This window comes from Candidatus Chlorobium masyuteum (assembly GCF_011601315.1).
Taxonomy (GTDB): Bacteria; Bacteroidota; Chlorobiia; order Chlorobiales; family Chlorobiaceae; genus Chlorobium; species Chlorobium masyuteum.
In genome coordinates, this window is sequence record NZ_JAAORA010000001.1 from 16,701 (window position 1) to 29,221 (window position 12,521).

The window sequence follows — 12,521 nt, forward strand, 5'->3', positions numbered from 1 at the left end:
TATTTTCTTGTTAGTTAACATCCGACAGCTTTGCTGACAGAGAGTCTGCCATATAGTTGATTACACGTACAGCGTGTTCGTAATCCATACGTTTAGGCCCGAAAATACCAATTTTCCCGACCATATTCCCAATATAATAGGGGGTTGAAACAATGGTCAGCTCTTCGGCCTGCCGCTCACTGTTCTCCTTGCCGATACTGATGGAAATATCGATGCCGGAGGGCCTGATCACCTCAACCAAGGGGCCATTGTTTTCTACCAGCTTGGCCATGCTGAACTTGTCCTCAATCATCGTAATGAGATCGCGTACCTTTTCCGGCTGCTTGAACTCGGGCTGATCGACAATGTACTCTGTACCGGAAATATAGAGCCGCTCAAAAATAGGGGACTCGTCAAAAAGTGTTCCTGCTGAACGGACAACAAGATTTTTAAGGGCAGCGTCACAATCACAGTCATAAAGTCGTTTTGCAATACTTCGACGAATTTCAGCAAGTGTCAATCCGGCGAGTCGCTCATTGATCACATCCACAACTTCATCAACCGTCTGCCTTGATACCTCAAGATCAAGTTCCATCACAATGGTCTTGACAAAGAGTGACTGAATGGAGAGAATGACCATCATTCGTGTCGAACTCAGAAGCACCATGTCAAGTTTTTCAAAGATCGCGTTTGAGAGTGTCGGAGAGAGGACAACACTCAGGTTTCTTGAAATTGAACCAAGCACTTTTGCCGCCGACAGCAGCACATCGGCCGAGGCGCCCTTGCGCTCAATGCCGAACTGGCCGATATTGGCGTCAATGCGTTGTTTCTCCTGTTCATCAAGTGACTGGACCGTCATAATCAGGTCAACGTAATAACGGTACCCCTGATCGGTAGGAATCCTGCCTGCCGAGGTATGAGGCTGGCTGATATATCCTGCATCTTCAAGCTCAGCCATGACGTTTCTAATCGTCGCATCGGAAAATCCAAGCTTGTAGTTCCGGGCAATATAGCGCGAACCTACCGGGGCTGCGGTTACAACATAGGATTGAATGATAATGCCGAGTACCTGCCGCTCCCGTGCGTTAAGATTACGAGATGTCATCAACGTAGACCATAATCAGTCCCTTTTGTTTCAGGAATATACATTTCACCTCTCCCGGAAGTTCCGGGGGTTACCATCAATGTGTTACAATATAGTGCTGTGAAAGCGTTTTTACGAAAAAAACGCGACCCGGAGCGACGCGCACTCTCTTGCTGCCCATCGAAAAAAAACAGGGGTATCGCTCTGTATAGCTGTGAGCGGTTTGAGCCCAAGGCGGACAGAGTCCCGACTTGCAGGATAGAACAAACAGAAATAACTCACACCAATTACTAACCAACACTCTCCACCGGTTATACATTTCAATCAACGAACGTTCCCGAGATAACCCGGTCAAGTCCTGAATAGTCCTTTGTGACCGTCAGAGCTGAAAATCCATGACTTTTCATGATCTCTGAAACCAGAGCCGCACCATCGGCATGCAGTTCAAAAAAGAGTTTTCCTCCCGCCTTCAACAACTTTGCGGCCTGCCGGGCAACTGTCCGGTAACACTCAAAACCATCCGGAGTCGTCAGTGCAAGTTTCGGCTCATAGTCCCGAACCTCCTTCTGAAGAGAGTCCCACTCACGCTCCGGAATATACGGCGGATTGGAGAGAATGAGCGTAAACGGCCCTGTGGAAATCCTTTCCGAAAAATGATCGTCAAGCATATCAGCCGTAACAAATGAAATCCTTGACTCGACACCGTGACGCCCGGCATTCCGGCGGGCAACGGCGAGTGCATCCAAAGAACAATCGACGGCCGTGGCCGTAAGCGCCGGGCAGAGTTTTGCCATGGTTACGGCAATACATCCGCTTCCTGTCCCGATATCCAGAATGTTCGCTTCACCCGGGCCTCCCCTGCCGGAATAGCCGAGGGATTCCAGTGCCTGCTCCACAAGCAGTTCGGTTTCCGGACGGGGAATAAGAACCCGCTCATCTACACTGTACTCCAGCCCGTAAAAGCACTGCTCTCCAAGAATGTACTGCACCGGGCGCCCCTCAAGCCGCTGGCGGCAAAGAGCCCGGAAACGATCAAGCTCATCCTGGTAAACCGGTCTGCTGTAGTGCAGATAGAGTTCCAGGCGGCTCTTGCCTATAACGCTCCCAAGAAGCAGTTCCGCACTCAAACGAGGCTCATCAACATTTTTTTCCGAAAAAAACCCGGTTGTTCTCCTGAGCAGTTCAACAACCTGCCACTCTTTATATTCTTCCATCCCTCTCTGTTAATGCCGGTATGCACACTGCGCTTCCAAAACAGAGGCGGCTGTGCAATACCGGAGCAATTCGTTTTAAAAAAGTCATAAGAGAGGTAACATTACAAAAATTACATTAGCTTTTACCTATGATAGATACGATACCGCGCATAACCCGACCAACTGACACCCTTAACGCCACGATACGATGAAAAAAATCCTGCTTCTCCTCCTTATCATACTCTCTCTTTGCTCTGCAGCTCCGGCTTCTGCTGCAGCGAAATTTACCGGCGTCATGGATATGTCGCTTAAACTGCCGAGTGGTTCCGCACTGGTAACCTACACCTTCGGCAGCGGCACCCAGCGCATGGATATGCTCATGCGGATGAATAAAATACCCGAACCGCTGAAAACCTCCGTCATCACCAGAGCATCCAGTCCCGACCAGGCTTATATCATCAATCATGAAGCAAAAAACTACACAATAGTCAATCTCAAAACTGCTGCCGAAAACTCGCTGCTACTTGATTTTGACACCAACTATAAACTTGCACGGCTTGGAAAGCAGGTTATAAAAGGTTACACCTGCGAACATATCAGCCTGACCAGCACAACCGAAAAGCTCGAACTCTGGGTAACGCGGGATCTTGGTGATTTTTCGACATTCAGAATCCTTCAGTCGCAGAATCCGCGCCTCTCCAACACCTCACTTTCGCAAACTCTCAAGAACGCAGGCATAGAGGGATTTCCCGTCAGGATCATCCAGAAAAACGATAACGGTCTCTATGTGCTGGATCTCGTCAGGATCCAGCCGAAAGCGGTTGCGGCGTCCGAATTCGCTGTCCCGTCTGGATACGTAAAGGTTGAAAACAATCAAAAACCCCTCGGCACGCAGCAGAAAGCGCATCTTAAAAACCTTATGGAAAAAATGAAAAAGTTTGAAAAGTAGGTTGTATATTTTTCCATCTTTTTTTCAGTAATAGCAATCATTTACAGACACCGTGGCAGATAAAATCACAACCAGAACCGAGGACTATTCCCAGTGGTATATTGACCTTGTCCGTTCAGCAAAGCTTGCAGACTACTCCGATGTACGGGGCTGTATGGTCATCAGGCCGAACGGCTACGCGATCTGGGAGAAGATGCAGACCGCCCTTGACCGGATGTTCAAGGAAACCGGGCACGTCAATGCCTACTTCCCGCTCTTCATTCCCGAAAGCTTCATCGCCAAAGAGGCTGAACACATTGAGGGCTTTGCACCCGAATGCGCAGTCGTCACCCATGGAGGAGGCGAGGAGCTGGCTGAAAAGCTCTATGTGCGCCCCACTTCCGAAACCATCATCTGGTCATCCTATAAAAAGTGGATACAATCCTACCGTGACCTGCCGATACTGATCAACCAGTGGGCAAATGTTGTGCGCTGGGAGATGAGAACCCGCCTCTTCCTCCGAACAACCGAGTTTCTCTGGCAGGAGGGCCATACCGCCCATGCCACCCCTGAAGAGTCACAGGAGGAGGTTATGCGCATGATCAATGTCTACAAAACCTTTGCCGAAGAGTATATGGCCATGCCGGTCATTATGGGAAAGAAAACCGACAGCGAAAAGTTTGCCGGTGCAGTGGAAACCTACTGCATTGAAGCGATGATGCAGGATACCAAGGCTCTCCAGGCAGGCACCTCCCACAACCTCGGCCAGAACTTCGCCAAGGCGTTTGACTGCCAGTTCCAGACAAAAGAGAGCACGCTTGACTATGTTTGGGCAACAAGCTGGGGAGTCTCGACACGACTGATCGGCGCATTGATCATGGCCCATTCGGATGACCGCGGTCTGGTGCTGCCGCCGAAACTGGCTACCCGCCAGGTTGTCATCATCCCGATTCTCAGGGGCGACAAAGCTGCCGTCCTTGCAAAGGCCGAGGCCATTGCCGACTCACTGAAACAGAGCGGGATACCTTCCTTTGTTGATGGAAGTGAACAGAACTCCCCAGGATGGAAGTTCGCTGAGTATGAACTGCAGGGTATTCCGATCCGCATTGAGCTCGGCCCGAGAGATATCGAAAACAACATCTGCATTGCCGCACGCCGCGACACCCTTGAAAAAACAGAACTTGCTCTGGACGACACCCTGCCGCTGAAAATCAGTGAAATCCTCAACGGCATTCAGCAGAACCTTTATGACCGGGCGCTCCTCTTCCGTGATGAGAACACCTTTGAAGTAAGGAATTACGATGAGTTCAAAACAGCCATCGAAAAGGGATTTGTAATCGCCCACTGGGACGGCACTGCGGAGACAGAAGCGAAAATCAAGGAGGAGACCAAATCGACCATCCGTGTGCTCCCCGAAGAAGCCGACTACATTGAGCGCTACAATATGCGGACACCGGGCAGCTGTATCTACTCGGGCAAACCCGCTGCTCAGAAAGTTGTTTTTGCCAAAGCCTACTGAGCAGTCCGGTCAGTTACCACAATAAAAATCCCCCGCTCTGTGTGACAGAAGCGGGGGATTTTTTTATGCAATCTGATTGCGGAATAACTATATAGCGAAACCTTGAGCCTTAAGCCTCCTTGAAGAACTCCTTCAACCCGTCATCCGTCGGCTTCATGGTCTTGTCACCCTTGTTCCAGTTTGCCGGGCAAACCTCGCCATGCTCTTCGGTAAACTGCAATGCATCCACCAGACGAAGCACCTCGTCAACATTGCGGCCAAGCGGCAGATCGTTGACAACCTGATGGCGTACAACACCCTCCTTGTCGATAAGGAACAGCCCTCTGTAAGCTATACCCTCGCCTTCAACGAGCACATCGTAATCAGCAGAAACCGTCTTGTTGATATCGGAAAGAAGGGTATAGGTTACTCCCTCGATACCGCCCTTGCTTTTCGGGGTGTGCAGCCATGCAAAATGGGAGAACTTTGAGTCAACCGAACAGCCGATCAGCTCAACATTTCTCTTCTTGAACTCATCAAGCTTCTCCTGGAATGCGTGCAGCTCTGTCGGGCAGACAAAGGTGAAATCAAGCGGATAGAAAAAAAGCACGACATACTTTCCGTGGTATAAGGAAAGCTTGCATGAATCAATAAACTGCGAACCGTTAACAACTGCTGCAACATCAAAATCCGGCGCCTTGCGGCCGACTAAAACACCCATGGTATTCTCCTTGTCTGATATAAAGTTACGTGAAATAATTAAAATGGACTAATTTTATCCATAATAAGACATTCATCTATTTCTTACAAGTAAAAAGAGTTTAACGCCCTTAAAAAGTTCACACGATGCCATGAACCCTGTCACTGCATGGGCTGGCGGATGACGGTTTTCCATTTTGAGGCGTCGGCTCTGCGGATATCGCTCAGGTAAATTTCGTGGTGTTTTCCCCTCAATTGGCAGTTTCTGTCGCAAATAAACCGGTGAACATGTTCAATGGTCGGGCCCTCTTCGGTGAATGGACCGATGTGCATGATCTGGGCACTCCTCCCTTCCGAAAAAAGTTCAAAACGCACTTTTGCAAGAGCTGCAGGGTTTTTTCTTTTCTTCACCTCCTCAAGAGCCCGTTCGACAAGCTCCAAGGTCACAAATGAGGGCTGCATGATCATCGCCGTCCATTTCCATCTGGATTTATCACCGGAAGCGAACACCGCCATATCGTCCGCCCACCAGAGCGATTCAAGCGGAAGAACAGCGAAGTCGATTGCCCTGTCTCCCTTTTTAACCATGAACTTCAGTGTATAGGCCACTGAAAAGAGTGCTTCAATGGCATCGGCATATGCCTGCGTCGTATTGGGATCACCCTCGCCATCCACCATCAGAAAATTCATTGGGGGAACATCAAGCTCAACCACCTCTTTGGATGACGGCTGGTAGAGCAGTTTGAGTTCCTTCCTGAAATCAATCTTTTCCACTCAACTCCTCCCGGATAAAAGTGCACTTATGGCTGTTTCTGTTTTTTCGCTGCTTTTTTCGCACCAATTCGCCTGATCACGATGACAACAATCGGGATAATGATGAAAAATGGCCAGGCATTGACCATAATCACTATAAACTGTACGAGATTATTCCATCCGTTTTTGAAGCCGACTCCGAAATCGGAAAGGAAGGTGGCCGGTGCTGATATATTTTCATAAAAGGTAATGGTCAGCGAGCTCAAGGCAACCGCATCCCTGAGATAGAGCTGTCGTCCCTCAACAGATTCAATCTCCGAGCGCAACTCTCCGATCTGTTTTTCAATCGCAAGAACATCCTCTATTTTACCGGCTTTGCCCAGCAGCTCACGGTAGCGCTGCTCGGTCTCTTTTTTGACCTTCAGCCTTGCCTCCACATCGATAAACTCTTTGGTGACATCAGTGATAGAGATATTTTTCTCGTCAAATCCCTCAACCCCCTCCGTGACCTTGCGGACAAAAGAGTCAAACTTTTCAGAAGGAACCCTGACCTCCACTTTCTGCTCAACTTTATCACTGTACCTGTTTTCACTCTCCTTTGCTATAAAGCCGTCACTCTCACGGAGTGCCGAGTCAATTTTTTTTCTTGTCACCTGAAGGGAGCCGGTCTGGAAGGTGATTACGCCCTCCTTTATTATTTTTCTGCTCTCGACGGCAAGTTGCTTTTCACTGGATACAACCTGAGCTGCCGGGGCCGGACCTGATCCCGGGGCTTCCTGTTTCCCGCTCCCGCAACCGGAAACAAGAAGTGCCAGCAGGCTGTATCTCAACAATTTTACGATATTTTTCATGCTCCCTCCGCGCGCTGCTGTTTTATCGAAAAATCGAGGTTTCGCAAATTCTGTCATAAACTGACCATAATCATAATTTACTACTCCAAACAAACATTACACAGAGAGCATTCTGCCTGAAACAAAGATGCCCATACCGAAAAATCAGCATCATCTCCCTGGCGGCTTAAACTTCATCCTTTTCATTCTTTATATTTATCTTTCAGTATAAGAGCAACTCTTGTCATAATCAGACACGGAAAATGCAATCCTACTTCAACTTCAAGGAGCATCGCACCAGTTACCGGCAGGAGACGCTTGCAGGCATTACTACGTTTTTCACCCTCGCCTATATCATCGTTGTCAACCCGGCAATACTCGCCGCAGCGGGCATCCCGAAAGGTCCATCCATGACGGCGACCATTCTCACCTCCATCTTCGGCACTCTCCTGATGGGAGTTTACGCCAAACGTCCGTTTGCGGTTGCGCCATATATGGGAGAGAATGCCTTTATCGCCTATACGGTTGTCCAGACACTCGGCTACTCATGGCAGACGGCAATGGCAGCCATCTTTATCGGCGGCGTTCTCTTCACCCTGATCACTATCGGAGGGCTTCGCCAATGGTTGGCTGAAGCAATCCCCGGTTCGCTCAAGCACAGTTTTTCAGGAGGAATCGGTCTCTTTCTCGCCTTTCTGGGGCTCAGCGAGATGGGGATTGTAACACTTGGTGTCCCCGGCGCACCGGTACAACTCGGCAATATTGCTCAGCTCCCGGTACTGTTAAGTCTTGGCGGGCTCTTCCTTACCGCTGTTCTTCTCATACAGCGGGTAACCGGTGCTATTCTTGCCGGAATAGTGGCCACAACAGCTCTCTTTCTTCTGACCGGTCTGGTGCCCCTTCCTGCAACGGCGTTCAGTATGCCGCCCTCCATCGAGCCGATCTTTATGAAAATCGATCTGCAGGGAGCGATGACCTGGGGATTTGCCTGCGTGATCATCAGTGTGCTGGTGATGGATTTTGTCGATACCATGGGCACCCTCTTCGGCCTCTCATCGAGAGCCAACCTGCTTGATGAAAAGGATAACCTGCCGGAGATTGAAAAGCCGATGCTGGTCGATGCGCTCTCCACTATTGCCGCGTCACTCTTCGGGACCACGACGGCTGGCGTCTATATTGAGTCAGCCGCAGGTATTGAGCAGGGAGGAAAAACCGGATTTACGGCGCTTGTTGTGGCCGCGCTCTTCGCTCTTGCCCTCTTTTTTTCACCCGTGCTGACCATTGTTCCGCCCTTCGCCTACGGTCCGGCGCTGGTTATTGTCGGTATGTTCATGCTGCAATCGGTAACAAAAATGGATTTCACCGACTACAGTGAGCTCCTGCCGGCTTTTCTGACCATTGCCCTGATGATCTTCACCTTCAATATCGGCGTCGGGATGACTGCCGGGTTTATTGCCTATGTTCTCCTGAAACTCTTTACCGGAAGGGTGCGCGAGGTGCGCGGCGGCATGTGGATACTTGCGCTGCTCTCCTTTACCTTCTATCTTTTCTACCCCTACCATTAAATTTGGAGCTGACGATGCTGACCGCAAAACTGCGAATAGCCCAGAGTGACTGCACCCTTGCCAATTTTGACGAGAATCTTGAGCGCCACTGTACCCTTAGTGAACAGGCTCTCCGGGATGGAGCCGATGCAATCGTCTTTCCTGAACTCTCACTGACCGGTTATAACGTCCAGGATGCCGCACAGGATATCGCCATGCATATCGAGGATGCACGGCTTGCTCCGCTTCGTGAACTCAGCCGGAAAATCACCATCATCTGCGGGAGCATTGAGTTGAGTGAAGAGTACGGAGTCTATAATTCGGCGCTTATGTTTGAGGATGGTACAGGCAGGAGTATCCACCGTAAAATCTATCTGCCAACCTACGGGATGTTTGAAGAGTTGCGCTACTTTTCGGCAGGCCAGCAGATCAAGGCGGTCAACTCCAAACGGCTGGGAAGAATAGGAGTGGCAATATGCGAGGATTTCTGGCATGTATCGGTGCCCTATCTGCTTGCCCATCAGGGAGCAAAGCTGCTGCTGGTACTCATGTCAAGTCCGCTCCGGCTCTCTCCCGGAAGCGGCAACCCGGCCATTGTAACCCAGTGGCAGACCATTGCATCCACCTATGCGTTCCTCTTCAGCAGCTATGTGGCCTGTGTAAACCGAGTGGGCAATGAAGACAGCTTCACCTACTGGGGCAACTCATCACTTACCGGGCCGGACGGCAGCGTGATTGGCGCAGCTCCCCTTTTTGAGCCGCATATCCTTGATGCTGTGCTGGATTTTGCGGAGATCAAGCGCACCCGTCTGCACTCATCCCACTTTCTTGATGAAGATCTCCGCCTGATCGCCGCTGAACTGAACGATATCATTGTTCAGCGACCGCAGTAATCGCATGAGGGCACCACTATTAAGCTATTCAGCGGTGCCTGAAAGAACGGCTATCGAACCATAGTAAAGCCTGGAGGGGTAAGGCTCTTGCGGTAATTTTCAGGGAGTCGCTTCATGGCTTCGAGTGCATCACGCTCCTCTTCAAAGAGCCCGAATACGGCAGATCCGCTGCCGGAGAGAGAGGCGAAAACAGTTCCGGCATCAAGCAGAGCGCTCTTGACCGCCCGAACGGCAGGAAAATGGTCAAACACGGCCGGTTCAAAATCATTTTCAAAAAGAGGAAACATCGCTTTATTGCCACCAAGGCAGAGCTCTGAAGCACTCTTTTTCAGGTCAGGAATTTGGCGATCAAAGCGCTTGTAAAAATTCCGGTATGCCCATACGGTTGAAATATGCTCTTCAGGAAAAACCGTCACCACATACCAGGGAAGAGTGAATCCCAAATCTTCAAGTTCATCGCCGATCCCCCTGGCATAGGCAAGGCCTTTCATAGAGAGAAAATAGGGAACATCTGCACCGAGTTTCACAGCGAGCGTGTGCAGATCAACTTGAGAGACATTGAGCTGCCACAGCTCATTGAGCACCCTGAGCACGGTTGCTGCATCGCTGCTTCCACCACCCAATCCGGCACCGAAAGGTACCTGCTTGATGAGCTTCATGGAGACGCCTTTTGAAGTGCCGGAGAAGTGCTGAAGTGATCTGGCCGCCCTTATGCAGAGATTGTTCTCATCAACCGGAAGGTCAACATTGGAGCAGCTCATCGAGACCGTTCCGGATTCGGTAAATTCTATGGTGTCGTACCAGTTGATTGGCGCAAAAATGGTCTCAAGCGTGTGGTATCCGTCATCTCGCTTGCCGGTGATGAGCAATCCGAGATTGATTTTCGCAAAGGAGTTAACCGAAAAAGTATGCATGACGAGTGCCTGGTTTAAAAGTAAGCTGTAAAATACCTGATTGCCCTACTATCCCTTTAATTGACGCCGCTCATAAGGTTTTATTGGGATTCCCTTTATATGAAAATATTTGGCATATTGATCTACTCTGATGGAAAAGCAGACCAATACTGAACAAGAAGAACCGGAAACCATGTCTTTTGACTACTCAAAGTGCCGACCAGGAAAAAAAATCCTGCTGCAATGTGTCGCACTTCTCGCCCTGCTTCTCTTGCCGACCGTTCTTTATGCCCTTGATAATGTCTCATACGCTCAAGAGATACGAAAGTACGTCGATGAAGATAAGGTTTATTTGTTAGAAAATATCCGTCAAAAAGTAACCCGTAAGTCAGAACAGATCGTTATTGAAGCGATCCTTTCGGAAGACGGGCCACAGGCGTTTGCACTTTACCGGAAACAGTTACGGGAGTATCCGGATCCGGCAATCGATCCGCTCAGTTCATCACGAATAGCCGCTTACAATCTTGTCAAGCTGAGTCCGCCTGCCGAGCCTGAACTTTCCGCATCTCTACCCATACCCCGGAAGCTCTCCCCGGAACTGCCGGACACCACAAAACAGTCGGTAACTCCCCGTATCGGTTCTGGAGCTCCAGCCCAGCCGAAAACTACCGGAGCAAAAGACACAACAAAAGCGATTACGGCACTGCGGGCCAAAGCTCTCGGGGCTTCACTTACGGCCCCTAAAGAGATAAAAAACATGACCGGGACGGGGACGGATACCTGCACACTGCAGTTCGGAAGTTTTTCAAACAGGGAAAATGCCGAAACCCTTTTAGGGAAAATGGCCGGAAAGCTCCCTGTAGAGATTGTTTTGCAGGGCAGAATGCATAAAGTGCAACTGAAAACAAATTATACCTCGCATGAGGAGGCGATAGCCGCAGCAAAAAAACTGCCGTTCGACTCCATTGTTGTTCCAGTCAGATAACGGTATGAGAGGTTGAATCAAAGCCGGAAAATCCCGATGAAACGAGAGATAACCATCGATGGACAATCACTCCTGATCTCCCAGCTAAAGCAACTTGCCCTGCAGGTAGCTGAAACCGATATCACCGTCCTGATCATCGGAGAGACCGGTTCGGGAAAAGAGGTTCTGGCACGTTACATCCATGCCCACAGCCGTCGTGCCGATAAAAGCTTTATCCCTGTCAATTGCGGAGCCATTCCTGCCGGAATTCTTGAATCGGAACTCTTCGGCCATGAAAAAGGGGCCTTTACCGGGGCAGTACAAAGCAGGAAGGGTTACTTTGAAAGTGCAGACCGGGGCACGATTTTTCTGGATGAAATCGGTGAAATGCCGCTCGAAACCCAGGTAAAGTTTCTCCGGGTGATTGAGTCCGGCGAGTTTCAACGGGTAGGATCATCGGAAACCATCTACTCTGATGCACGCATTATTGCCGCCACAAACCGGAACATGAATCAGGCTGTTGCGGAAAAAAACTTCCGCGAGGATCTTTTCTACCGGCTGCGGAGCGTTGAACTCCAGATACCGCCGCTCAGGGAGAGAGGGCGCGATATCTTGCTGCTTGCAGAAAATTTTGTCCATGAATTCGAGCGCAAGCACACAATTGCCTTTGAAGGATTCAGCCCCGATGCCGCCGAAATGCTGATGCGATATGCGTGGCCAGGAAATGTCCGGGAGCTGAGAAATCTTATAGAGTCCCTGCTTGTGCTTGAAAAAGGCAGATATATAACCCCTGAACTTCTTGAAAAACATCTGGTGCAGCGCAACCGTTACAAAAGTCTGGTCCACGACCCGGTCAGATCGGAAAAAAACGAACTTCAGGCCATCTACAGCGGAATTATCCAGCTTCGCCAGGAGATAGGAGATATCCGCCAGATGCTCCAGCATCTGATCCAGTCGCGACCACACTCCCCGCTGCTGCTTCCTGATGCTTCAGTAACCGCCATTCCGCTCAGTTCCGGCCTGCTCAACAGTGCAGAGGAAAACACCGGGGAAGCCCTCTCCGCTACTCAGCTCTCTTTGAACGACATCGAAAAAAAATCCATAGCCACTGCTCTCGAAACCTTTCAGGGAAATAAACGAAAGACCGCCCGGGCACTCGGCATTACCGAACGCACCCTCTACCGCAAAATCAAGAGTTACAACCTGTAAGCGATTCTGGATTTTGAATTCTGAATTTTGGATTATTTCTGATTGATTTTTATT

At 49.9% G+C, this 12,521-nt stretch carries 12 protein-coding genes; 6 read left to right on the top strand and 6 right to left on the bottom strand.

Going from position 1 to position 12,521, the window contains the following annotated elements; genetic code table 11:
* Window positions 1-10: 10 nt before the first annotated feature.
* Together hrcA and prmC are read right to left on the bottom strand one after the other, a co-directional pair.
* A complete protein-coding gene (gene hrcA / locus G9409_RS00085; RefSeq protein ID WP_166806871.1) occupies window positions 11-1,084 on the bottom strand; it encodes a heat-inducible transcriptional repressor HrcA in 1,074 nt (357 codons plus the stop codon).
* A gap of 299 nt (window positions 1,085-1,383) precedes the next feature.
* Window positions 1,384-2,277, bottom strand: coding sequence for a peptide chain release factor N(5)-glutamine methyltransferase (gene prmC, locus G9409_RS00090; protein ID WP_166806872.1), 894 nt, complete (start codon window positions 2,275-2,277; stop codon window positions 1,384-1,386).
* Between the two features lie 187 nt (window positions 2,278-2,464).
* Here prmC and G9409_RS00095 point away from each other — a divergent pair, with 187 nt between their 5' ends.
* Both G9409_RS00095 and proS read left to right on the top strand, forming a co-directional pair.
* Window positions 2,465-3,205 carry a DUF4412 domain-containing protein gene (locus tag G9409_RS00095; protein ID WP_166806873.1) on the top strand — a complete coding sequence of 247 codons (741 nt, stop codon included), beginning with the start codon at window positions 2,465-2,467 and terminating at the stop codon, window positions 3,203-3,205.
* A gap of 52 nt (window positions 3,206-3,257) precedes the next feature.
* Window positions 3,258-4,703 (top strand): proline--tRNA ligase, encoded by a 1,446-nt coding sequence (gene proS / locus G9409_RS00100; protein WP_166806874.1) that lies wholly within the window; start codon window positions 3,258-3,260, stop codon window positions 4,701-4,703.
* A gap of 109 nt (window positions 4,704-4,812) precedes the next feature.
* Here proS and G9409_RS00105 read toward each other — a convergent pair whose 3' ends face one another.
* The 3 genes from G9409_RS00105 to G9409_RS00115 all read right to left on the bottom strand — a co-directional run bounded on the left by G9409_RS00105 (window position 4,813) and on the right by G9409_RS00115 (window position 6,985).
* Window positions 4,813-5,403, bottom strand: coding sequence for a peroxiredoxin (locus tag G9409_RS00105; RefSeq protein ID WP_166806875.1), 591 nt, complete (start codon window positions 5,401-5,403; stop codon window positions 4,813-4,815).
* A gap of 140 nt (window positions 5,404-5,543) precedes the next feature.
* The gene (locus G9409_RS00110; protein ID WP_166806876.1) at window positions 5,544-6,155 is read right to left on the bottom strand and encodes a GyrI-like domain-containing protein; all 612 of its coding nucleotides are present in this window, start codon (window positions 6,153-6,155) and stop codon (window positions 5,544-5,546) included.
* Between the two features lie 26 nt (window positions 6,156-6,181).
* Complete coding sequence (locus tag G9409_RS00115; RefSeq protein ID WP_166806877.1) at window positions 6,182-6,985, bottom strand: DUF4349 domain-containing protein; 804 nt, start codon at window positions 6,983-6,985, stop codon at window positions 6,182-6,184.
* A gap of 242 nt (window positions 6,986-7,227) precedes the next feature.
* Here G9409_RS00115 and G9409_RS00120 point away from each other — a divergent pair, with 242 nt between their 5' ends.
* Complete coding sequence (locus G9409_RS00120; RefSeq protein ID WP_166806878.1) at window positions 7,228-8,529, top strand: NCS2 family permease; 1,302 nt, start codon at window positions 7,228-7,230, stop codon at window positions 8,527-8,529.
* 14 nt (window positions 8,530-8,543) lie between these two features.
* Window positions 8,544-9,401, top strand: a complete 858-nt coding sequence (locus tag G9409_RS00125) for a nitrilase-related carbon-nitrogen hydrolase (protein ID WP_166806879.1) — start codon at window positions 8,544-8,546, stop codon at window positions 9,399-9,401.
* Window positions 9,402-9,451: 50 nt separating this feature from the next.
* Here the strand turns inward: G9409_RS00125 and ispE are convergent, their stop codons facing one another.
* A complete protein-coding gene (ispE, locus tag G9409_RS00130; protein ID WP_166806880.1) occupies window positions 9,452-10,315 on the bottom strand; it encodes a 4-(cytidine 5'-diphospho)-2-C-methyl-D-erythritol kinase in 864 nt (287 codons plus the stop codon).
* Window positions 10,316-10,487: 172 nt separating this feature from the next.
* On the opposite strand from ispE, the gene G9409_RS00135 reads away from it, so the two are divergent.
* Together G9409_RS00135 and G9409_RS00140 are read left to right on the top strand one after the other, a co-directional pair.
* On the top strand, window positions 10,488-11,279 hold the full coding sequence (locus G9409_RS00135; RefSeq protein WP_166806881.1) for an SPOR domain-containing protein: 792 nt from the start codon (window positions 10,488-10,490) through the stop codon (window positions 11,277-11,279).
* 36 nt (window positions 11,280-11,315) lie between these two features.
* On the top strand, window positions 11,316-12,467 hold the full coding sequence (locus G9409_RS00140) for a sigma-54 interaction domain-containing protein (protein WP_166806882.1): 1,152 nt from the start codon (window positions 11,316-11,318) through the stop codon (window positions 12,465-12,467).
* The last annotated feature ends 54 nt before the right edge of the window (window positions 12,468-12,521 follow it).

What these genes read in the sequence shown, in the direction of transcription:
- hrcA (WP_166806871.1), bottom strand. Translation starts at nt 1,084, where the DNA reads ATGACATCTCGTAATCTTAACGCACGGGAGCGGCAGGTACTCGGCATT.
- prmC (WP_166806872.1), bottom strand. Translation starts at nt 2,277, where the DNA reads ATGGAAGAATATAAAGAGTGGCAGGTTGTTGAACTGCTCAGGAGAACA.
- G9409_RS00095 (WP_166806873.1), top strand. Translation starts at nt 2,465, where the DNA reads ATGAAAAAAATCCTGCTTCTCCTCCTTATCATACTCTCTCTTTGCTCT.
- G9409_RS00105 (WP_166806875.1), bottom strand. Translation starts at nt 5,403, where the DNA reads ATGGGTGTTTTAGTCGGCCGCAAGGCGCCGGATTTTGATGTTGCAGCA.
- G9409_RS00115 (WP_166806877.1), bottom strand. Translation starts at nt 6,985, where the DNA reads ATGAAAAATATCGTAAAATTGTTGAGATACAGCCTGCTGGCACTTCTT.
- G9409_RS00120 (WP_166806878.1), top strand. Translation starts at nt 7,228, where the DNA reads ATGCAATCCTACTTCAACTTCAAGGAGCATCGCACCAGTTACCGGCAG.
- G9409_RS00125 (WP_166806879.1), top strand. Translation starts at nt 8,544, where the DNA reads ATGCTGACCGCAAAACTGCGAATAGCCCAGAGTGACTGCACCCTTGCC.
- ispE (WP_166806880.1), bottom strand. Translation starts at nt 10,315, where the DNA reads ATGCATACTTTTTCGGTTAACTCCTTTGCGAAAATCAATCTCGGATTG.
- G9409_RS00135 (WP_166806881.1), top strand. Translation starts at nt 10,488, where the DNA reads ATGTCTTTTGACTACTCAAAGTGCCGACCAGGAAAAAAAATCCTGCTG.
- G9409_RS00140 (WP_166806882.1), top strand. Translation starts at nt 11,316, where the DNA reads ATGAAACGAGAGATAACCATCGATGGACAATCACTCCTGATCTCCCAG.